Consider the following 22074-nt stretch of genomic DNA (forward strand, 5'->3'; position numbering starts at 1 on the left):
AACTAGGTGGTTTTTTTATTGAACGTCCCAATATGAATAATAAATACCTAGGAATGACCTTGTCTCATGTCAGATCAAACAAAAGCTGAAAAGAAACGTTATTACGAAGCTGCACCACAAGATATTGATGTTGCCAACTTTCGTAAAGTAGTTGAAAGCCGCCGTTCTGTACGTAAATTTACCGATAAACCTATTCCGAATGAAATTTTAGATGCGTGTTTGGATTTGGCATTGCTTGCGCCAAACTCATCAAATTTACAGCCGTGGACTTTCTATGTGGTACAACATCCCACCAAGAAGAAACAACTGGTCAAAGCATGTTTAAACCAACTTGCTGCGAAAACAGCGCCTGAATTGATCGTGTGTGTCGCTCGAACGGATCGTGTTGATGAAATGGCGAAACTGAATATCAGTGAGTTCCCTTTTCCAGAAGCTCCACCAACAGTACAAAAGTATTACCGCTTTATTCCATATAACTATAAAACAGGTTACTTCAATGCATTGGGGAATTTTAAGAAAGTCGCTTTCAAAGTCGCACGTACGCTAGACAAGCAACTTCCTGTCACAGCATTTAACCCTGCTGATGCAAAATTATGGGCAACCAAAACCACTGCTTTAGCGTGTGAAAACCTAGTATTGGCTTTACGTGCCTACGGTTTTGATAGTTGTATGATGGAAGGTTTTGATGAACCTTTAGTCCGTAAAATATTAAAACTCAATGACCAACAATACCCTGTCATGGTGATTAGCGCAGGTGAACGAGCAGAAGATGGTGTGTTCTTCCCTCAATATCGTTTTGACCGTGATTTATTTATTCAAAAAGTCTAGTTCTTATTGGATATCTAAAATTTGTATAAACTCAAAGGCAGGCTCTTCATAAGGATGGCTTGCCTTGAGTGCTTTTGCGACCGCACTGGCTTTTTCTTCTGCAACAATCGTTTCCACGCGCCATTCTTCGAGTTGTTCTAATGTATCTAACTGTCCTAAAAATGGATTTGCACCTTTAACGGGCTTAAATTGCCCTATCCCTTTCACTTGCCATGCACAGTGTTCATAATTTCCAATTCCACCTGCCCCAGCTTCAAAAATCGCTTGTTTGGTGGATTCAAGGTGAGATTCAGGCACGTAATAAATCAGCTTTAACATATTATGCACCTATTATCCCCTTTGTTTTTTCAATCCGTTGATCTAAGTAGTCGACTACATTTTTAATAACTACCTTTTGCATTGCAGAAATTACTGTACTCATATAGTCATAGTCAGGAGTATTATCTGGTTTAACAGGTAAAGAAATATATGTATTTTTGAGTTCAATTTTTGTTGCTTTAGAATTATAAGTATATTTTTGTAAAATTACTTTTTTAATAGAAGTCATAAAAAATTGAGCCGTCATCCGATTAAGATTCTCAGATTGTAATACGCTTGTTGCTCCATGCCCATCTTTTAAATAAAATGGTGTATCCAAATAAACTGTATTTTGATTATTTGAATGAATCAAAATAGTAGGTTTACTCAATTTATTATTTAAAACTTCCGCTTTTAAATGTCGATACTCAATAACTCCATTATAGACTGTTGCTTGACCATAAAAAGGATATTTTAACTCGTTAGAAATAGTTAATGAATCTAAATGTAAAGGATTGAGTTCAGAAATATTTTTCTGCCAAACCAATACGTCTTCCATCCTAAACTCTTTTAAAGTTACTTTCTCCAAAACATTTAAAGCATTTTTTTCATTTAAATCAAGCTCATAACTTGACATACCTGTAGCATTCATGTATAATTCGAGGGTAGCGAGGCGCTCTGTTTCGAGGGTAGAAACAAATTTTTCAATATAATCGAAAGCAATTTCTTGTTTACCATCTTTATTAACTGTTGGAAGCTGAATTCTTATTTCAGGAGCATCTGAAGCATAAAAATTTCTTGAGTAATCAAATTTCCCAGAAATTGCTTTTTCAATTAATGGTGCTATATATAAAAGTATATATTTTGAATATTTTTGCTCGCTACTTACTAAAACTGTAACATGATCATCTGCTCCATAATCAAAACTACGATAAAAAACTGAACCGAACATATCAATCGTTAAACTATTTGCTGGAAAAATTTCAATATCATTTCCAACATAACTTGATAAGCCTTGTTTTCCAACGCCCGCAGTAATAAAAGGTATTATTCCTGCAATTCTATCAAGTGATTTTAAGCGTTTTCCTCTTTTAATAACACTAAACAATTCTCCAATCTCATATTCCTGCCATTCAACGCCATAATCTTCATCCAACTGTTCCAGTTGTTTTTGCATTGAATGGCAATCTACTTTCCCAAGCCAGCATCACCTTTTAAAAGCTGGTCAACTTCCCAAGCAAGGTAATCAGCGACTGTCTTTCTAAAATCATCAAAGGTCGGTTTCGTATCAATTACTTTGTGTTGATCAAAATTCCAATCTGCGCCTGATTGACCAATAAAATCCTCTACAAAAATAGCATTTAAATCCCAACTTGCTTCAATTTTTGCTCTTGTTCCTGCTTTATAAATTTTCACAATATCATCATAGCGTTTGGTCGGCTCATCAATTTCTTGTAAAGCTCGACTTGTCCGCTTATAACCATCATTCCTAAAATCTATGAATTTAACAGTTTGCTCAAAATCATGTGCTTTATGCGCTTCAAAAACATAAATACTGGTTTGTACCCCTGCCATTGGCTGAAATAAATCCGTTGGCATTTTAATACTCGCAATTAAAGTATGCTTTTTAAGTATGGCTTGATTTGTTTTTATTGCTTTACCTGAACCTGCCGAATCTTGAATAATAATTGCACCTAAACCACCTTTCTCCATCTTATCTAAACCAAAAGCAATAAATGGCATACCATTTTCTTCATAACTAAATGGCGGATTAAGTAATAATTTGTCAGCTTTAAAAGCTGTATAGAGCTCTTCTGGTGTTCTAAATGTATTTCCTTTCTGAATATTAGAACTACCATCACCACGTAAAATCATATTGGTTGCGGCTAATGTATACATTTCTGCATTAAGTTCCACACCTAATAATTGCTGTTTTTTAATCTTATTTTCTTTATCTATAGCAGCAGATGTTTTTTTACCATGAGTATTCTCAGCATCTCGAATCATCATTTCCATAGCTGAAATCAAAAATCCCGCTGAACCTGTTGCTAAGTCCATTACTCTAGAGTTTTGATTCACATTTAAAATCGTTGCCATCATTTTAGTAATATATGGCGGTGTAAGTACAATTCCGATTTCCTTACCATCACCAAGAGCATATTTTAAAAATTCTGAATACATTTCTCCCATAATATCAAGATGACCAGCCATTGCATCGATAGATAAGAAAATATTATGGTAAATAAAAGAAAAAATCTGTTTATTAGTACTCGCTTCACCATTAATTAGCTTTGCAACTTCTTTATCGAGCACACTCTTCTCATCACGTTGTGCATCTTTTGAAATTTCAGAAAAGCTGGCTAACATCAATTTTTGTTTATCAAATGGAATATCTCTAGCATTTAAAAATTCTTTGATTTGATTAACAATTTGTATGCCATCACGTTTAGAATCAGTTTGAATACCCTTAAGATCTTCAGGTATCAAACCATCTTGAATTTTGTTTTCATTTTTATCTTCCACAGGTTGCATTGCTAACAGCATACCCGACACATAAAGTACACGCTGTGGCGCAGTAATATTTAAATTGTGCATCAGTTTATTTAAATTTTTTGCATATCGTTGTAATTGGGCTTGTGAACTAATTAAAATGTCATGCTTTTCTTGTTCAGTTAAAACTGCCTCATTATAGAACTCATCAAAAGTTTTCTCAGTTTCCAAAAAATCAAGTGTTGTTACATTTTCAAGCAATTTAAAAGAATGCTCCCCTGAACCATAAACATAATAGACTTTAATATTAATCGTTTCATCAGAGTCCCCAGAAATCCCAATTGCAATGACTTCATGGTACTGCGCTGAAGCAATCATACCTGTTGCATAATACAATGCACCATTTACAGCATAATTTGAGATCGATTTAGCATCAAATTTAATACCATCTTTTGACTCTGCCACTAGTTTTTTAAGCCCTAACTTATTCTCAATGACAACAGGAATTTGATATTTTGTTAAGCTAAAATCAGGTTTTCCAAAATTGGTTTTATTTTCAGTTTTTGCACGCCCTTTTAGAGCTTCTTTCAAATAATCGGGGATTGCAGATTCAGTATAATAATCCTGCTGATTTTTAAGTTTTAATTTACTAAATTTAACCTTAACCCAATCATTAATATGATCTTCAAGCGTATAGTTTTTTTGATTCTGTGCCATTTTTACTACCTAACAACTATACTGTCACTTATTTTACATTAAAATGAAATAAATAAAGGGTTTGTAGAATTTTATTTATAATTCTACAAACCCGTTTATGTTAATAAAATTTAGCCAATAAATTTACGGGCATTACGGAACATACGTAACCATGCACCATCTTCAGCCCAATCTTCAGGCTTCCAAGAATGCTGTAAAGCACGGAAGTTACGTTCAGGGTGCGGCATCATGACTGTTGCACGACCATCTTTAGAGGTCAAACCTGTAATCGCTTCAGGTGAGCCATTCGGGTTCAATGGATAGTGTTGCGTTGGATGACCCAAGCTATCCACATAACGCAAGATCACCTGATTCTCTGCATTTAAAGCTGCAAGTTGCTGTTCAGTCGCAACCAGACGACCTTCACCATGCGCAACAGCGATTGGTAAAATCGAACCTTGCATATCTTCAAGCAATACTGAAACCGATTTTTCTACACGAACATTTACTGCACGTGCTTCAAAAACTTCTGAAGTATTACGATGGAAACGTCCCCAATGTTCTGCACCTGGAATCAGTGGTGCAAGTTGAGAGATCATTTGACAGCCGTTACACACACCTAAGCTGAATGTATCTTCACGATGGAAGAACTGTTCAAACTGATCACGTAACTTTGCATTGAATAACACTGATTTAGCCCAGCCCCCACCTGCACCCATCACGTCACCGTATGAGAAGCCACCACACGCCACTAAGCCTTCAAAATCACTTAAGCTCACACGACCTGCAAGTAAGTCACTCATATGCACGTCGATGGTATTGAAGCCGACTTTATCAAAAGCAGCCGCCATTTCGACATGACCATTGACACCCTGCTCACGCAAAATGGCCATATTTGGACGACGTGTATTAATAAATGGCGCTTCCACAGGCTCATTTAAATCATAAGTTGCTTGTGCAATTAAACCTTTGTGGTTTTGATCTGCAATGAGTACAAACTCTTGATCTGCGGTTTCAACATTGTCACGTAAACGCTGGATCTGATGTGAAACTTCTGCCCATGCTTGTTGTAATTCAGCACGTTCCAAAGTTAAACCATTTACAAGCAATTGATCAGTTGTATTCACTTTACCAACCACAGCGATTGCATCTTTCAAACTTGATGCTGCAACTTCAACTTCTAATTGCGCCCAATCAGCAGCCGTGATTTGTAAAACTGCACCAATTTCTTCTGCAAATAAGCTTTCAGTTGATTGATTTTCTAATGCGACACCTAAACGTGATGCAAACATCATTTCAGCAATAGTCGCTAATAAACCACCATCACCGATGTCATGGTAAGCCTTGATCACGCCACGATTGTTCCAGTCTTGAATCAATGCAAAGAATGCTTTGAAGTCATCAAAACTATCCACATCTGGTGTGACTGAACCAATTGCTTTATACACTTGTGCAAGGATCGAACCACCTAAACGGAACTGACCTTTAGACAAATCAATACGAACTAATACCGAATCAGCTAAATTCTTCAATTCAGGTGTTAAGGTTTTACGAACATCTAATACAGGAGCAAATGCAGTGATCACACCTGTCATTGGCGAAGTCACCGCTTTGTCTTCACCATCATTCCAAGTGGTACGCATTGAAAGTGAATCTTTACCGACAGGAATTGCGATACCCAATGCAGGACACATTTCCATACCAATCGCTTTCACGCCTTCAAACAGTGCTTGGTCTTCACCTTTTTGCCCTGCTGCTGCCATCCAGTTTGCAGAAAGTTTGATATCACTGATTTGTTCAATGTTGGCACAGGCAATATTGCTAATCGCTTCTGCAACCGCTAAACGAGCAGATGCTGCTGGGTTTAACAATGCAACTGGTGGACGTTCGCCCATTGCCATTGCTTCACCAGTAAAGCCTTGTAAGCTTGTGGTGGTCACTGCTGCATCGGCAACAGGTACTTGCCAACGACCAACCATTTGATCACGTGCAACCATACCAGTAATCGAGCGGTCGCCAATGGTGATCAAGAATGATTTAGAAGCAACAGTTGGATTTTTTAAGACACGGAAAATCGCATCTTTCAAATCAACTTTGGTCACATCAAAGTCAGTGCCTGTACGTTCAATGCTTTCGTAAGCACGTTGCATACGTGGTGTACCACCCAACATTACTTGCATTGGGATATCGACCGCATTATTTTCAAACAATGGATCTTCAACCGTTAAATGACGTGCTTCAGTCGCTTCACCGAGTACTGCAAACGGACAACGTTCACGCGCACAAATCGCTTCGAATTGCTCTAAAGAATCTGGGCGAATAGCGAGCACATAACGTTCTTGTGCTTCATTTGACCAGATTTCCATTGGGCTCATGCCCGGCTCTAATGATGGAATCTTACGCAGGTTAAGGATTGCACCTAACTCGTGATCGTTCACAAGTTCAGGCATCGCATTGGATAAACCACCTGCCCCAACGTCATGTACAGACACGATTGGGTTGAAATCTTCTAAACGCCAGCACGTATCAATCACTTCTTGGCAACGGCGCTCCATTTCTGGGTTTTCACGTTGTACAGAAGCGAAGTCTAAACTTTCACCCATCGTGCCGCTATCTACAGAAGACGCTGCACCACCACCCAAACCGATCAACATTGCAGGGCCACCCAATACAATGAGTAAGTCACCCGGCTGGATCGCATCTTTTTCAACATGGTCAGGACGGATGTTACCGTAACCACCTGCGATCATGATTGGTTTATGGAAGCCTTTCACTTCACCGTTGACATTCTGTTCAAACGTACGGAAATAACCATTCAGTGCAGGACGACCAAACTCATTGTTAAATGCCGCGCCACCCAATGGACCTTCAATCATGATTTGTAATGGCGATGCCATACGTGAAGGTTTGCCGTAATTGTCTTCCCAAGGTTGTTCAAAACCCGGAATATTTAAGTTAGAAACCGTAAAGCCAGTTAAGCCCGCTTTTGGTTTACCACCACGACCTGTTGCACCTTCATCACGGATTTCACCGCCCGAACCTGTTGCAGCACCCGCAAATGGAGAAATTGCAGTTGGGTGGTTATGAGTTTCCACCTTCATCAAGATATGAGCGGCTTGGCTCTTATATTTATAAACGAAGTGACCATTTTCATCCGCTTTCGGATAAAAACGCATGGTGTCATAACCCACGATCACAGAAGCATTATCTTTATAAGCAGATAACACGTCTGTAGGCGACTCTTTATAAGTGTTTTTAATCATTTGGAACAAGGATAATGGCTGTTTCTCACCATCAATTGTCCATTCAGAACCAAAGATTTTATGACGACAGTGCTCAGAGTTTGCCTGTGCAAACATCATCAATTCGATGTCATTTGGATTACGACCGAGTTTGGTAAATGCTGCTACTAAATAATCAATTTCTTCATCAGAGAGCGCAAAGCCAAACTCATTGTTGGCCTTCACTAATGCTTCTTTTCCTTGACTCAAGATATCAATTGAGTTTAAAGGCTTCGGTGCTGTTTCAGAGAATAATGCTTTTGCATCATCAATTTGAGCAAAAACATTTTCTGTCATACGATCATGTAATGCCAATTTCAATTCGTTCGAAATCTCTTTTACACCTTTCAATGTAAATAAAAGACCACGCTCCAAACGGTGAATGGGCGTATTACAATTTTGGAAAATATCGGTTGCTTTAGATGACCACGGCGAGATTGTCCCGACACGCGGTGTGACTAAAATCTGGATTTCATCACTTGCAGCTTGGCGAAGTTCGAAAGATTGACCATCGTTTAAAAGTTGTAATGCCGATTGATGTTGCTGCTCGTTGAGCGCTTGATCAAACAAATAAACCCACTGGCTGTCAAAAGATTGAACAGAACTCATTGACGCTAAACGGTTTAAGAGTTGAGCTTTCTTGAAAGAAGAATGTGCTGATGCACCGGCCACGATAAACATGTTGACTTTGGCTCCACGGGTGGGTCTAACGAACCTACCACAATGTGACTTATGAAAGAGCGCATATTCTACTGTGAAAGGCTCATTTCAGCTAGCCATATCCATCTTAAAAACCAGAGTTTTCTGCTCCAAATCACCTAATTCTTTTTAGCTTTATGACTGTTACTGTATTCGTAACAATTCATTTAGTTTGTAAAACAGGCAATATCTTCTATTTCAGCGTCTTTTTTTTCAATAATTTCCAACGTAGAGAAGCACTTATCACGATAAGTCATATTTTCATTCACCGCTCCATTTATACCGCTTACTTATCTAAGACAACTTATGTCGCCCTACTCTAGTGCTTTGATATTTTTTTTGGCATGATGATCGTGAATTGATAGTGAATCATGATACATGGAACAAATGCGTTGGTTGGAATTGCTTTCAGCAATTCGTTTAGGTAGTAAGAAAAGCAGTTCAGAATTGGCTCGAAGCCCATTTCATAAAGATTATGACAGAATTATATTTTCCCAAAGCTTTCGTCAACTAAATAGAAAAACACAGGTTCATCCGCTTACCCAACACGATGGGATCCATACGCGTTTAACCCATTCTCTTGAAGTGTCTTGTATTGGACGCTCTTTAGGCATGCTTGCCGCAGAAAAAATTAAAGATGAATTACCTGTATGGATTTCACCTGCCGATGTGGGAGCAATCATTCAAGCAGCGTGTTTAGCGCATGATATCGGCAATCCACCTTTCGGTCATGCAGGCGAATATGCGATTCGTGAATGGTTTGATGATGCATCGCATCGTGACTTCTTGACCAAACTCACACCAGAAGAAGCCGCTGATGTCCGTCAATTTGAAGGCAATGCGCAAGGTCTTCGATTACTGAGTCGAATTGACTATCATCCTGACGATGGCGGTATGCGTCTCACTTGTGCCACGCTAGGGGCTTATCTCAAATATCCGTGGTTATCCAAAACCATTGAAGAACAAGGTGATATCCCCTCTCACCAAAGAGCAAAGTTTGGTTGCTATCAATCTGAAAAAGAAATCCTAAAGCAACTTGCTGAACAACTGGGCTTAATCCAACTCGGTGAATATCATTATTGTCGTCATCCGTTGACCTATTTATTAGAAGCCGCAGATGATATTTGTTATGCGCTGATTGATTTAGAAGATGGCATTATTTTAAACATGTTGCACTACGATGAAGTTGAGCCCATTTTCCTGAATTTAATCGCAGACTTTGGTCGCCCTGAAGAGTTGTATTTGCCCCATACCACATGGCAACAAAAAATTGCTGCCTTACGTGGTCGAGTCATGAAACGTTTAGTGGAAGAAGTCAGTTCAGCATTTGCCAAGCATCATTATGAAATCTTGACAGGTCAACTCAAAGGTAGCCTTTTACAATATTGCTCACCTGATATTGAAACAGGCATTCAAACTGCAAAAAATCTTGCCCGAGATCGGATCTTTGAACATCCTCAAAAATCAGGTCTGGAAATTATTGCACATCAAAGTTTACAAACCATTTTAGATGCTTTTGTTCCACTGACCATGCCACATAAAAGCTTAAGTTTTAAAGAGCAGCGGTTGCTTTCTATTTTGCAGCACTCAGGCGCAAAATTCCAAAGCAATCATTATCAAAATATCATGCAAGTTTTAGATATTATTAGTAAGTTCTCTGACCACCAAGCCTATAGTTTGGCACAAGAGCTGAAAGGCAATAAAGTTGGATTCTTTTAATGTCTCGATTTATTGATAAAGGTATAAGTAGCTTATCTCTTCTCAAACCTGAAATTTGGGTGCATTGTCCAGCATGTGAAAAGCTCGCAAAAATTATCGAAATAAAGGAACAAGAATCGGAAATAGTAAAGGTCTTTTGTACTCAATGTACATATCGCAAAGCATTACAGCATATTCGTGCCCAAAGTTATGACTACATGAGTTATTACTTTAATTTAAATCAAAATATGGCTGAATGGAGCGGTGCATGTGAAGTCGAAATAAATACGAAATGTACAATATGTAAGAAAGGGAAATACAACTATATTAGGCAATATGCCCGTAAATCACTTATTCCACGAGAGATAACTGTAAGCTGTAATTTCTGCCTACGAGAAAATAGTTTTAATGACTCTGCCTATACTTTAAGAAAAATAAGTTACTCAAAAATTGGCGTTGATTCTTATTATTCATATCCATTATTTTTAAATATAGCTGTTCGACAAGGCCAAATCTGTGTTTATAACCCAACTCATTTAGAAATATTGAAAAACTTTATTCAAGCCGATCTAAGAGAACGTAAATTTCCAAATAATAATCGCAGTTATTTTTCGCGACTACCTGCTTGGATAAAATCCACGCGAAATCGTAAAGAAATTCTAAAAGCCATTTTGCGTTTAGAACAAATGGCATCTACTATTCAACCATCAACAAATAAGTGAAAAAACTCAATGATCGGATGTTTAATTGGCGAAGTGTTTGCCTTAGAAGCCCCAACGGTACTCCTCAATGTCAATGGTGTTGGCTATGAAATAGACACCCCTCTTTCGACATTTTGCCAATTACAAAAGGGACAGAAAGTGACGTTATGGACGCATTTAGTAGTCCGTGAAGACGCACAGCAACTCTATGGTTTTATTGATCCCCATGAAAAAACCATTTTCCGCACCTTACTCAAGGTCAATGGCGTTGGTCCTAAAATGGCTCTAGGTATTCTTTCAACCTTGAGCGTGGATATGTTAATACATACCGTTGAAAATGGTGATGTCAAAACATTGGTAAAAGTCCCTGGTGTAGGTGCTAAGACTGCTGAACGCTTGATGATTGAATTACGTGATCGTTTCAAAGCATTTTCAAGCAGTACTGCTTCGAATAACTCAACATCAGCTCAAATACAATTCACTGGAAACTCTGCTGTTGCCGAAGCAGAAGCTGCTTTACAATCATTAGGCTATAAACCACTTGAAGCACAAAAACTGATTCAAGCCGTTAAAGCTGACTTTACTGAAGCGAGTGATATCATCCGTGCTGCGCTTAAATCATTGAATAAATAAAGATAGACCGAATCAATTATGCAAGACCGTTTAATCAGTGGTTCTGAAAAACCTGAAGATCATTTTGATCGTGCAATTCGCCCAACCTCATTAGCTGACTATATTGGTCAGCCGGTGGTTCGTGAGCAAATGGAAATCTTCATTGGGGCTGCACGTGGACGGGGTGAAGCCTTAGACCATACTTTGATTTTTGGCCCACCGGGTTTAGGTAAAACCACCTTAGCCAATATTATTGCGCGTGAAATGGGAGGCAATTTAAAGTCAACTTCTGGTCCAGTATTGGAACGTGCAGGTGATTTGGCAGCGATGCTGACCAACCTTGAAGAAGGTGATGTTTTATTTATTGATGAAATTCATCGTCTTTCACCCGTAATCGAAGAAATTCTCTATCCTGCCATGGAAGATTATCAACTCGATATTATGATTGGTGAAGGGCCAGCAGCCCGTTCAATTAAACTGGACTTACCACCTTTTACTTTGGTTGCTGCAACAACACGTGCAGGTCTACTCACCTCCCCTTTGCGTGATCGTTTCGGGATTGTGCAACGTTTAGAGTTTTATTCAGTTGAAGACCTCACCCATATCGTGACACGTTCAGCTAACCTCATGGATGTACCAATCACCAAAGAAGGCTCAACCGAAATTGCCCGTCGTGCGCGTGGCACACCACGTATTGCCAATCGCTTATTACGTCGTGTTCGTGACTATGCTCAAGTCAAAGGTAATGGTGAAGTAACACAAGACATGGCTCAACGTGCTTTGGATATGCTCAATGTCGATAAAGATGGTTTAGATACCTTAGATCGTCGCTATCTCAGTATGCTACTAGAGCGTTTTGAAGGACGACCAACTGGTGTTGAAGCTTTGGCTGCGGCAATGGCAGAAGACAGTGGTACGCTTGAAGATGTGATTGAACCGTATTTAATCCAGCAAGGCTATGTGATGCGAACTGCTCGTGGTCGTATTGCAACCAATATGGCGTATTTACAGTTTGGTTTGACACCGCCTGAATAAGATAAAAATCAATAAAATTCTTCTTATAATAAAGTGATTAATATAATATATAAACTATTTTAGACTTCTTTCATAAATCCTTTTTCTCTCGATGGGAGAAATATAAAAAGGGTATAAATAATAATGAAAGAAGTCTTTTAGTCACTTTATTAATTTGTTTAGGGTAAAAATGAAAAATAAACTTTTAACGATCTTCTGTGGTAGTACATTATTAATCACAGCATGTGGGGGTGGAAGTGATGGCTCAAATAACAGCGACTCATTTCAAAGTAAAGAAAAAATAGACTACACCAAATCAGAGTCTATTGAATCAATTTATGAGCCAATCATCAATTTATCTCAGGAACAAGACAATATCATAGTGATTGGCACTGAGTTTGCAGAAAGTCTCTATTATAGTATTCATGCTGGCCACAATTTTAAATGTTCCGAGGGGTCATATACAAAAAATAGCGATAAGAGTATTACATTTAATAAATGTGAGTTTCTAGATTTTGCTAACAATGGTAACAGCAGTCTAACCAGCTTAAGACTTATGACCATCTCTGGATCAGTAAATAGCAAAGAAACATTATCTACAGATTCAGGACTTTATGAGACTACACTAAGAAACTTCACAATCACTCCACCTAATGATGTAACACTTACTTACAACGGTAATATCGTTAGTAAATACAGCCCTACCTCTACTCAATATCAAATTAAAAAAATGTCGCTTAGTGTATTTGATGACGAAACGCAAAAAACACTACAGTTGATTATCAATAATTATCAACTTAATGTGAATAATCTTATTCTCACTGCATTAGGAAACATCGAAGGCAATCCAGAGAATAAAATATTCTCAGTAAATTTCAAAAGTGATCTTAGATTTGAAAGCGATAAGGATAAGGCAACTTTCCACCCTAATTTTGCTGAAATTATTATTGAAGATACGAACAACATGAAAAATTCAATTAAGATTTCAAATACAAGCAACTACAAAGCATTAGTTCATGCTTATGCGGAAGGTAACACTGTTAAAGGATATCCAAAAACGATTGAATGGGATGATTTGAATTAAGGTAACAATCATTCTTCGTTCTTTAAGAAGCCCTACTTGTTAGGGCTTTATTTTTTCCCCATTACCAATATGTTATTTATTACTATTTCCATCCCTTGCTCGAAACCCTATCATTCCACCATCGCCCGAAACATACTGAAATAGGTTAAAGGACATGGCAAATCATTTCGAATTCAATATCCGTGTATATATCGAAGACACTGACGCAGGCGGTATTGTTTACCATGCCAATCATATCCGTTTTATGGAACGTGCCCGTACCGAATGGTTACGTGCAGCAGGCGTAGATCACTACTGGCATCAACAAGACTACAACTTCGTCGTACATCAAATTCAGGTCAAATATGTACGTCCTATATTAATGGATGATTTGATTACCGTTACAGCACGTGTTATTTCGTGTAAAGCAGCATCTTTTGTGTTGCAACAAAATATTTATCGTGGTGAAATCTTGCTGGCTTCAGGTGAGGTTGTGTTGGCATGTCTCAACAAAGAGTTAATGCCACGTAGACTTCCTGATGAAATTCGTGATCTGATTCAAAAAGAATTAGCACAGGACGAAAAATAAACTTTTGGCACTGAACTTATGGCAACTAATTTAGACTCTTCAATGCATATTTCCGACCTTATTTTACAAGCAAGCCCTGTTGTACAACTGGTCATGCTGATCTTGTTATTTGCTTCTATTTATAGCTGGTATGTAATTGCTAAATTACATATGAGCTATAAAAAAACAGGACAAGCTGATGAACATTTTCAAAAGATGTTTTGGTCAGGTGCCGAGTTAAATACGCTTTATAACAATGCTCAACTCAACTCTAAACGTCATGGTTTAGAAGATATTTTTTATCAAGGTTTAGCTGAGTTTTTTAAACTAAAAAAACGCAAAGCAGAGACCACACAAACCATTGATGGAACCGAACGTATTCTTCGTGTTGGTTTAAGTCGTGAACAAGGTCACTTAGAGCAAAGTTTGGGTGTGCTTGCAAGTATCGGTTCTGTTGCGCCATATATTGGTTTATTTGGTACTGTTTGGGGCATCATGAATGCTTTTATTGGTCTAGCTGCCGTCGATCAAGTAACTTTAGCAACTGTAGCACCTGGTATTGCAGAAGCACTGATTGCAACAGCGATTGGTCTATTTGCTGCGATCCCTGCTGTACTCGCATTTAACCACTTTACGGCCAAAGGCGAAGCAATCTATACAGATCGTGCTCTATTTGCAGAAGAAATGGTTGCCTTGTTACAACGCCAATCTATTGGAACGACGCAGGAAGATGCATAATGGCAATTCAACGATCTGGACGTTTTGAGCGCATCAAAAAGCCACTCAAAAGTGAGATGAATGTCGTTCCTTATATTGATGTCATGTTAGTGCTGTTGGTTATTTTTATGGTCACAGCACCCATGATCACCAGTGGGATTAAGGTAGATTTACCTCAGGCAAACACGCCTCCTATTGAAACCCAAGAGCGGCCTCCTATTGTCACATTAGGTAGTAGTGGTAATATTTATTTAGAATTCCAAGATCATGATAAAAATAAAATTTTATCACTTCAGGAACTAGAAAGTATTTTAACCGAAGCTCAAATAAAAGCTGAGCAAGAAAATAAAATGCTTACCGTGTTAGTCAATGGTGACCAAACACGCCCTTATGGGGATGTCATTGCACTCATGGCAAGTTTACAAGATGCAGGTTTAACCCAAGTGGGCTTACTGACAGAGCCGTTAAAATAAGCTATGAAAAAATTTCAAAAGCCACCTTTTCAACAAAAACAAAATGCGATTGCACTGGGTTTTACACTCGGTGTTCATGTCGTGGCTATTGTTGGCTTATTGTATTTGGGTATGAGCAAACCACTTGAACAACCTAAAAAGTTGACGACTACTTTGGTGAAACCTGAGGACTTACCAAAACAAATCGACACTGAAACAACAGCCGAGAACCAAGCTGAGGAAATTCAAGGTCCTATTGTAGACGATACATTGCCACAAAATTTACCAGCCACACCATCACAACCGACTGAACAACTGCTTGCTGCTGAAAAGCAAAAAGTTGAGCAAGCACAACAAGCAAAGTTGGCAGAACAAAAACGTCAGGCTGATGAGGCAACTAAAGCTAAACAAGCAGAAGCAGATGCCAAGGCAAAAGCTGATGCTGATGCGAAACGTAAAGCCGATGCCGATGCGAAACGTAAGGCCGACGCAGATGCTAAACGCAAAGCTGACGCTGATGCGAAACGTAAAGCCGACACTGATGCTAAGGCAAAAGCCGATGCTGACGCGAAACGTAAAGCCGACGCTGATGCCAAACGCAAAGCTGATGCAGATGCTAAGGCAAAAGCCGATGCTGACGCGAAACGTAAGGCCGATGCAGATGCCAAACGCAAAGCCGATGCTGACGCGAAACGTAAGGCCGATGCAGATGCCAAACGCAAAGCCGATGCTGACGCGAAACGTAAGGCCGATGCCGATGCAAAACGCAAAGCTGACGCTGATGCTAAGGCAAAAGCTGATGCTGACGCGAAACGTAAAGCTGACGTTGATGCTAAGGCAAAAGCCGATGCTGACGCGAAACGTAAAGCTGACGCAGACGCTAAGGCAAAAGCCGATGCAGACGCGAAACGTAAAGCTGACGTAGATGTGAAGGCTAAAGCCGATGCTGACGCTAAAGCCGCAGCTGCAAAACAGGCTGAACAAGAAGCAGCACAGAAAAAAGCTGAATCTAGACGTATTGCTTCAACAGCTAAACGAGATTTCACAAATAAAATTGAACGTGCTTGGAACTTACCAACAGGCTCATCAGGACAAAAAGCCACAGCTCGTGTAACACTCAGCGATAGTGGTGCAGTTTTATCTGTAATTGTTAATGCCAGTGATCCTGACGTAAAAGCAAGTGTAGAAGCTGCCGTAAGAGCTGCTGCACCTTACCCAATGCCAGAAGATCCTGATGCACGTCGAGAAGCAAGAAGCTTTACCTCAAGTTTCACTGCAAAATAGTAATAAATAGTTAACGTTACATGCTTTTAATAGCACAAAGCATGTAACTATGTTAAATAGTCAACAGCCACAAAAAACACGAAAGTAAGTAATTTTAATATGGAAAAGACTCGTAAGCATCTCATCGCCATCGCAGTTTTCACTGCAATTAGTACCGCTATTCCTGTAACAGCTTTTGCACAACTTCACCTAGAAATTGCAAAAGCACCCGAAAAAGCACCTAAAATCGCAATCGTGCCATTTACAAATGATTCTGCGATCTACCCTATTGTTGAAAATGATTTAAATCGCTCTGGACGCTTTAGCAGTGCCTCAAAAAATCTGCCGGCAACAGCAAGTATGAATCAGATTCAGGCTGGCGATTGGCAAAATGCTGGCGTTCCATATGTCGTTGTTGGTCAAAGCAAAGCCATTAACGCCAATACCTTTGAAATTCACTATCAGCTCTATGACGTACAGAAACAACAATACTTACTCAATGAAGTTTTAACCGTGCCAGCGGGTCGTGTTCGCCAAGCAGGCCACATGATCAGTGATGCGATTTACCAAGCATTGACAGGTATTGCTGGAGATTTTAGTGGGCGCATTGCCTATGTGTTACGCAACCAAGCAACACCCGCACAACGCTACACTCTGCAAGTTGCAGATACCGATGGGGAGCAACCTAAAACGGTATTGGCATCACGTGATCCTATTCTCTCCCCAACATGGTCACCTGACGCTAAAAAAATTGCTTATGTTTCATTTGAAACCAAACGCCCTGCAATTTATCTTCAAGATTTAGCAACTGGTCAACGTGAAGTCTTGGCAAGTTTTAGAGGATTGAACGGAGCGCCAAGCTTCTCCCCAGATGGCCGATCTATGCTTTTCACTGCATCAATGCATGGCAACCCAGAAATTTACCAAATGAATCTGAATACACGCCAAGTACAACGCATGACCAACGATACTGCGATTGATACTGAAGCACGCTATGCACCAGATGGTAAATCATTTATTTTTACTTCTGATCGTGGTGGTTCTCCACAAATTTATCGTTATACTTTTGCTGATAACTCCGTTAAACGTTTGACGTTTAGAGGTGCCTTCAATGCGCGTGGTACGCTTAGTGCTGACGGTAAAAAAATTGCCTTAGTCCATCGTCCTAGCGGTAGTAATTATAAAGTTGCCCTTCAAGATATTAATACAGGCATCACCAATATTTTAACCCCAACCAGTTTAGATGAATCACCAAGCTTCTCACCTAATGGTCAAATGGTTGTTTATGCGACGCGTGAAGGTAATCGAGGCTTATTGTCGATCATGTCTACTGATGGTCGTTTCCGTATGAATTTACCAAGCGAACAAGGCGAAGTCCGTGAACCCGCTTGGGCACCAAAATAAATTTGATTTATTGGAGAATCACATGAATATGAAATATCTAACCCTTCCCCTCATTGCAGCAACGCTTGTATTTACTGGCTGTGCAAGTCGTAAACCAGCAACAGATATTACTGCTGGCAACACACCAACTGGTACGACTGTCAGTACTGAAGGCCTGAGCGAAGATGCAGCATTGAATGCTCAAAACTTAGCGGGTGCATCAGCAAAAGGCGTAACCGCTGCCAACAAAGCATTTCTTGCTAAGCGCGTAGTGCATTTTGATTATGACAGTAGTGATTTATCAAATGAAGACTATCAAACACTACAAGCGCATGCTCAATTCTTAATCGCCAATGCAAACTCTCGTGTTGCGCTTACAGGTCATACTGATGAACGCGGTACACGCGAATACAACATGGCGCTAGGCGAACGTCGTGCCAAAGCTGTCGAAAGCTTTTTGGTGACCAATGGTGTAAGCCCACAGCAACTTGAAGCAGTAAGCTACGGGAAAGAAGCACCTGTAAACGCTGGTCATAATGAAGCCGCATGGAAAGAAAACCGCCGTGTAGAAATTAACTATGAAGCAGTTCCACCATTATTGAAATAAGCTTGTTTCAATAAAAAATGCTCACATGATGTGAGCATTTTTTATGTCTGTGATTGAGTATCGTCTGTTGCTGTTGGCTGCATTGATTCAATCAAATCATGCTTATTAAATTCCTTATATTCAGGTTTTGCTTCGTAATCCTTCCAAGCATCCTTCACACTTTCTTTAGAAATTTTGTCTAAGCTGATTGCTTCACTTTCAGTCGGTGTAGCTTCAAAATTTTTGGTTGACATTTTAATCTCCAAACATCCTGTCTATTATCCGTCCAACATAGCATGTAATGGCATGCTTGTAATCATAAAAGCAACATAAATAAAGTAAGATAATTTTTATTTTTGAGCGTTCTCATCTAGAATAGCCACATTCTTTTTCATCTATTTTGACGCCGCTAAATCGGAGCTATTTAATATGTCAAACCTCAGCTTGACCCAATACCTAGAACAACAAAATGGGAATTTGACTCCAGAGTTGGCACAAGTCATCGAAACAATTGCAGCAACCTGTCAAACGATTGATCTAGCACTTCAAAAAGGCGCGTTAGCGGGAATTCTAGGCAGCGCTGAGAATGAAAATGTTCAAGGTGAAACACAAAAAAAACTAGATGTAATCTCCAATGATTATTTAATTGATGCCTTAAAAGTTCACCCACAAGTCGGCGGCTTAGCATCTGAAGAATTAGATGATTTCACCCCTGCGCAAGAAAACGGAAAATATCTTGTTTTGTTTGATCCATTAGATGGTTCAAGCAACATCGACATTAATATGTGTGTTGGTACGATTTTCTCGATCTTACCTGCTAAAAATGCAGTGACCCAATCCGCAGACTTTATGCAAGCAGGTACTGAGCAAGTTGCTGCAGGCTATGTACTCTATGGTCCATCAACCATGTTAGCGCTTACTGTTGGTGCTGGAGTCGTATTCTTTACTTTTGACCCAACGACTCAAACATTTTTACTCACGACCGAGCAAGTTCAAGTTTCAGCGGATACTCAAGAGTTTGCTATTAACGCATCAAACCAACGTCATTGGGAAAATCCTGTAAAACGTTATATTGATGAGCTTCTCGCTGGAAAAACCTCAGTCCGCGAAAAAGATTTCAACATGCGCTGGGTTGCATGCATGGTTGGCGATATCCACCGTATCTTATGTCGTGGCGGTATCTTCCTCTACCCTTACGATTTGAAAGATCCTAAAAAAGCGGGCCGTTTACGCTTAATGTATGAAGCAAACCCAATGAGTATGCTAATTGAACAAGCTGGTGGTGCATCAACAACAGGACGTGTCCGTATTATGGAAATTCAGCCAACAGAATTACACCAGCGTGTACCCGTTATTATTGGTTCTAAAAATGAAGTTGAACGTGTAACAAGTTACCATTAATTACTTTTAATTATCAGGACATTATAATCCATTTATAATGTCCTCTTGGATGTTTATTTTATGTCACTTATTTTTCTAGAATCAAAAGACAATGCAAAAATCAAACATTTACGTGGACTGATCGAACTCAATAGTGCTCGAAAAAAACACCAACAAACCGTTCTAGAAGGCATCCATCTTTGTCTTGCATGGTTGCAACAACAAAACAAGATCACGTCTTTATTTACCACTGAAAAAGCATTAGAACATCCTGATTTAGAAAAAATCATTGAACAATATTCAGGTCATGTCTTTGTCATCAGCGAAGCTTTATACAAAGATTTGAGTATTTTAGACACGACGCTGCCTTGTTTAGCCATTATTGATTTACCACAAAATTCACAAGATATTGACTTTAGCAAAGACACCCTCATTCTTGAAAATGTTCAAGATCCAGGCAACGTTGGAACACTCTTACGTTCAGCCGCAGCAGCCAATATCAAACAAATTATATGCACTCAAGGCTCAGCTTCACTTTGGTCACCACGTGTCTTGCGTGCAGGCATGGGGGCACACTTTAGTTTAAGCTGTTTTGAAAATATCCAACTCACTGACATTCTCTCACAATTTGAAATCCCAGTTTTTGTCACCAGCTCACATCGCTCTACCAGCCTATATAGCAAAGATTTAACACAAGCTTGTGTCTGGATTTTAGGTAATGAAGGACAAGGCGCGAGTGAATATGCTTTGGAACATGCGCAAGCCGTAACCATCCCCCAACCCGGTGGACAAGAATCCTTAAACGTTGCAATTGCAGGTTCAATTTGCTTTTTCGAAATGGTTCGTCAACGCCAGTAAAGTTTTAAATTACATTAAAGCCGATTTCTTTGTTGTTAAAATCAATTACACTACAAAAATAATTGCTTAAGTTGTCAACGCATCCACCATTTTCAACGTTATATGACTAATGAATTGAGAATAATGGTGGGTATCCATGACAGGATTTTCCATCTCTATGGATTTAGCACCGAAACAGGCTCGAACTGACAACGGTACTGATTGTAGTACGGTTGAACAACGTCTTCGTTTTTTTATGCAAGACGTGACAGGTCGTGCGTTAGTCATGATGGAAAGTGCGACACAAGGCCAACAAGGCATTGCCATGGATTTAGTCCAAGAAGCTTTTATCTCTTTACATAAATCCTATGCTGAAAAAAGCACCGAAGAATGGTATCCGCTGTTCTATACGATTTTAAATAACAAATTACAAGATTGGAGACGTAAAGAAGCACGTCGCGCAAATCCATTTTCTTTATTTAAAAGAATGAGTTTAGATGACGATGAGGAAGTTATTGACATTGTTGATGAGACCACGCCAAATCCATTCGAGTTTCTTCATCAAGCCGTTACGATGGAAGAGATTCAAAACGCAATTCATCAACTCCCAGTTCGTCAACAACAAGCATTCATGCTAAGAGCCTGGGAAGGTTTCGACACGACGACCACAGCCCAAATTATGGATTGCAGCGAAGGCAGTGTTAAAACGCATTACCACCGTGCGATTCAAGGACTCAAAGTTACTCTAGCGCATTTAAATCCGCATACAGGAGGATCATCAGATGAATAATAAAGATGAGTTCACCAAACAAATGACGTCCAAACTTGATCAGCTTGAGAAAGCGCAACATCACAACAAAATGTTAGTGATGAATCATGTTTTGGATAACGTTCAAAAGAAATCGACGTCTTACTATAGCATCTGGAAAATGGGTGGCTTTGCATTGGCCGCAGCCATTACAGGAATTGTGGTTTTACCGAACTCTTTGCAATTGACAGATAAGCCACAAAATCAAGTTGTTATCAATCCAAAACTTTCACCACAAATGGTAGAAGATATGGAAATGTTGATGGTCTTGGGTGAGGATAAGGTCAGACATGGCAGCTAAACGATTAGCACTTGTTGTGTGTACATTAAGCATTTTACAAACCAGTTTTGCTGGTTCAGAACGTTTTTGGCCATTTTCAAAGCCAGTCAAAACAACAACTGAAGAAGCATGGGATGACTTATCCCCTGAAGAACAAAAAGTTCTTATTAAACGTTATCAGACTTTAAAAGAAGTTCCAACCGATCAAAGTTCACAACTGCAACAACGGATGGAATGGTTTACTCAACTGCCTGATGATGAAAAACAAAAAATGCGTGATGTATGGCAAAAAATGAGTACACAAGAGCGCAGTACATTACGTCAACGTATGCAAAAAGCCAGCTTAGAAGAGCGTGTCAACATTAGAGAAGAATATTTAACCAAGTACTCTGAATATTAATGAAATAATCTCAATAAACAA

The 22074-nt window shown here is 39.3% G+C and carries 22 protein-coding genes; 17 read left to right on the forward strand and 5 right to left on the reverse strand.

Annotated features, from left to right (window positions below):
* Positions 1-66 precede the first annotated feature (66 nt).
* On the forward strand, positions 67-828 hold the full coding sequence (locus MMP72_RS05730; RefSeq protein ID WP_241315385.1) for a nitroreductase family protein: 762 nt from the start codon (positions 67-69) through the stop codon (positions 826-828).
* A gap of 3 nt (positions 829-831) precedes the next feature.
* Here MMP72_RS05730 and MMP72_RS05735 read toward each other — a convergent pair whose 3' ends face one another.
* The 4 genes from MMP72_RS05735 to purL form a co-directional block, all read right to left on the reverse strand.
* Positions 832-1146 carry an NGG1p interacting factor NIF3 gene (locus tag MMP72_RS05735; RefSeq protein WP_241315387.1) on the reverse strand — a complete coding sequence of 105 codons (315 nt, stop codon included), beginning with the start codon at positions 1144-1146 and terminating at the stop codon, positions 832-834.
* Position 1147: 1 nt separating this feature from the next.
* On the reverse strand, positions 1148-2302 hold the full coding sequence (locus MMP72_RS05740; protein ID WP_241315390.1) for a restriction endonuclease subunit S: 1155 nt from the start codon (positions 2300-2302) through the stop codon (positions 1148-1150).
* Between the two features lie 11 nt (positions 2303-2313).
* Positions 2314-4332, reverse strand: coding sequence for an N-6 DNA methylase (locus MMP72_RS05745; RefSeq protein ID WP_241315392.1), 2019 nt, complete (start codon positions 4330-4332; stop codon positions 2314-2316).
* 110 nt (positions 4333-4442) lie between these two features.
* Positions 4443-8273 carry a phosphoribosylformylglycinamidine synthase gene (gene purL, locus MMP72_RS05750; protein ID WP_241315394.1) on the reverse strand — a complete coding sequence of 1277 codons (3831 nt, stop codon included), beginning with the start codon at positions 8271-8273 and terminating at the stop codon, positions 4443-4445.
* Positions 8274-8669: 396 nt separating this feature from the next.
* Here purL and MMP72_RS05755 point away from each other — a divergent pair, with 396 nt between their 5' ends.
* From MMP72_RS05755 to pal, 11 genes are all read left to right on the forward strand, one after another.
* Positions 8670-10010, forward strand: a complete 1341-nt coding sequence (locus tag MMP72_RS05755; protein WP_241315396.1) for a deoxyguanosinetriphosphate triphosphohydrolase — start codon at positions 8670-8672, stop codon at positions 10008-10010.
* A complete protein-coding gene (locus MMP72_RS05760; protein WP_241315397.1) occupies positions 10010-10711 on the forward strand; it encodes a hypothetical protein in 702 nt (233 codons plus the stop codon). Before MMP72_RS05755 ends, MMP72_RS05760 begins: the two co-directional genes overlap by 1 nt.
* Positions 10712-10720: 9 nt before the next feature.
* On the forward strand, positions 10721-11323 hold the full coding sequence (ruvA, locus tag MMP72_RS05765; protein WP_241315399.1) for a Holliday junction branch migration protein RuvA: 603 nt from the start codon (positions 10721-10723) through the stop codon (positions 11321-11323).
* A gap of 18 nt (positions 11324-11341) precedes the next feature.
* On the forward strand, positions 11342-12337 hold the full coding sequence (ruvB, locus tag MMP72_RS05770; RefSeq protein ID WP_241315401.1) for a Holliday junction branch migration DNA helicase RuvB: 996 nt from the start codon (positions 11342-11344) through the stop codon (positions 12335-12337).
* A 169-nt stretch (positions 12338-12506) separates the two neighbouring features.
* On the forward strand, positions 12507-13400 hold the full coding sequence (locus MMP72_RS05775; protein WP_241315402.1) for a hypothetical protein: 894 nt from the start codon (positions 12507-12509) through the stop codon (positions 13398-13400).
* 154 nt (positions 13401-13554) lie between these two features.
* Positions 13555-13968 (forward strand): tol-pal system-associated acyl-CoA thioesterase, encoded by a 414-nt coding sequence (gene ybgC / locus MMP72_RS05780; protein WP_004668915.1) that lies wholly within the window; start codon positions 13555-13557, stop codon positions 13966-13968.
* A gap of 18 nt (positions 13969-13986) precedes the next feature.
* Positions 13987-14685, forward strand: coding sequence for a protein TolQ (tolQ, locus tag MMP72_RS05785; protein WP_241315403.1), 699 nt, complete (start codon positions 13987-13989; stop codon positions 14683-14685).
* A complete protein-coding gene (tolR, locus tag MMP72_RS05790; RefSeq protein WP_241315404.1) occupies positions 14685-15137 on the forward strand; it encodes a protein TolR in 453 nt (150 codons plus the stop codon). The genes tolQ and tolR overlap by 1 nt, the downstream gene beginning before the upstream one ends.
* A gap of 3 nt (positions 15138-15140) precedes the next feature.
* The gene (tolA, locus tag MMP72_RS05795; RefSeq protein WP_241315405.1) at positions 15141-16400 is read left to right on the forward strand and encodes a cell envelope integrity protein TolA; all 1260 of its coding nucleotides are present in this window, start codon (positions 15141-15143) and stop codon (positions 16398-16400) included.
* A 99-nt stretch (positions 16401-16499) separates the two neighbouring features.
* Positions 16500-17783, forward strand: a complete 1284-nt coding sequence (tolB, locus tag MMP72_RS05800; protein WP_241315406.1) for a Tol-Pal system beta propeller repeat protein TolB — start codon at positions 16500-16502, stop codon at positions 17781-17783.
* A gap of 22 nt (positions 17784-17805) precedes the next feature.
* A complete protein-coding gene (gene pal, locus MMP72_RS05805; RefSeq protein WP_241315407.1) occupies positions 17806-18369 on the forward strand; it encodes a peptidoglycan-associated lipoprotein Pal in 564 nt (187 codons plus the stop codon).
* Between the two features lie 41 nt (positions 18370-18410).
* On the opposite strand, the gene MMP72_RS05810 is transcribed toward pal, so the two are convergent.
* Positions 18411-18602 (reverse strand): NF038105 family protein, encoded by a 192-nt coding sequence (locus MMP72_RS05810; RefSeq protein WP_241315408.1) that lies wholly within the window; start codon positions 18600-18602, stop codon positions 18411-18413.
* A gap of 175 nt (positions 18603-18777) precedes the next feature.
* On the opposite strand from MMP72_RS05810, the gene MMP72_RS05815 reads away from it, so the two are divergent.
* The 5 genes from MMP72_RS05815 to MMP72_RS05835 all read left to right on the forward strand — a co-directional run bounded on the left by MMP72_RS05815 (position 18778) and on the right by MMP72_RS05835 (position 22053).
* Positions 18778-19749, forward strand: coding sequence for a class 1 fructose-bisphosphatase (locus MMP72_RS05815; RefSeq protein WP_241315409.1), 972 nt, complete (start codon positions 18778-18780; stop codon positions 19747-19749).
* A 60-nt stretch (positions 19750-19809) separates the two neighbouring features.
* A complete protein-coding gene (locus MMP72_RS05820) occupies positions 19810-20586 on the forward strand; it encodes an RNA methyltransferase (RefSeq protein ID WP_241315410.1) in 777 nt (258 codons plus the stop codon).
* Between the two features lie 157 nt (positions 20587-20743).
* Positions 20744-21355: an RNA polymerase sigma factor gene (locus tag MMP72_RS05825; RefSeq protein WP_241315640.1), complete on the forward strand. Its 612-nt coding sequence runs from the start codon at positions 20744-20746 to the stop codon at positions 21353-21355.
* Positions 21348-21674 (forward strand): hypothetical protein, encoded by a 327-nt coding sequence (locus MMP72_RS05830; protein ID WP_241315413.1) that lies wholly within the window; start codon positions 21348-21350, stop codon positions 21672-21674. The genes MMP72_RS05825 and MMP72_RS05830 overlap by 8 nt, the downstream gene beginning before the upstream one ends.
* Positions 21664-22053, forward strand: a complete 390-nt coding sequence (locus MMP72_RS05835) for a DUF3106 domain-containing protein (RefSeq protein ID WP_241315415.1) — start codon at positions 21664-21666, stop codon at positions 22051-22053. The genes MMP72_RS05830 and MMP72_RS05835 overlap by 11 nt, the downstream gene beginning before the upstream one ends.
* Positions 22054-22074 lie beyond the last annotated feature (21 nt).

Source organism: Acinetobacter sp. NIPH 2699, assembly GCF_022549355.1.
Taxonomy (GTDB): Bacteria; Pseudomonadota; Gammaproteobacteria; order Pseudomonadales; family Moraxellaceae; genus Acinetobacter.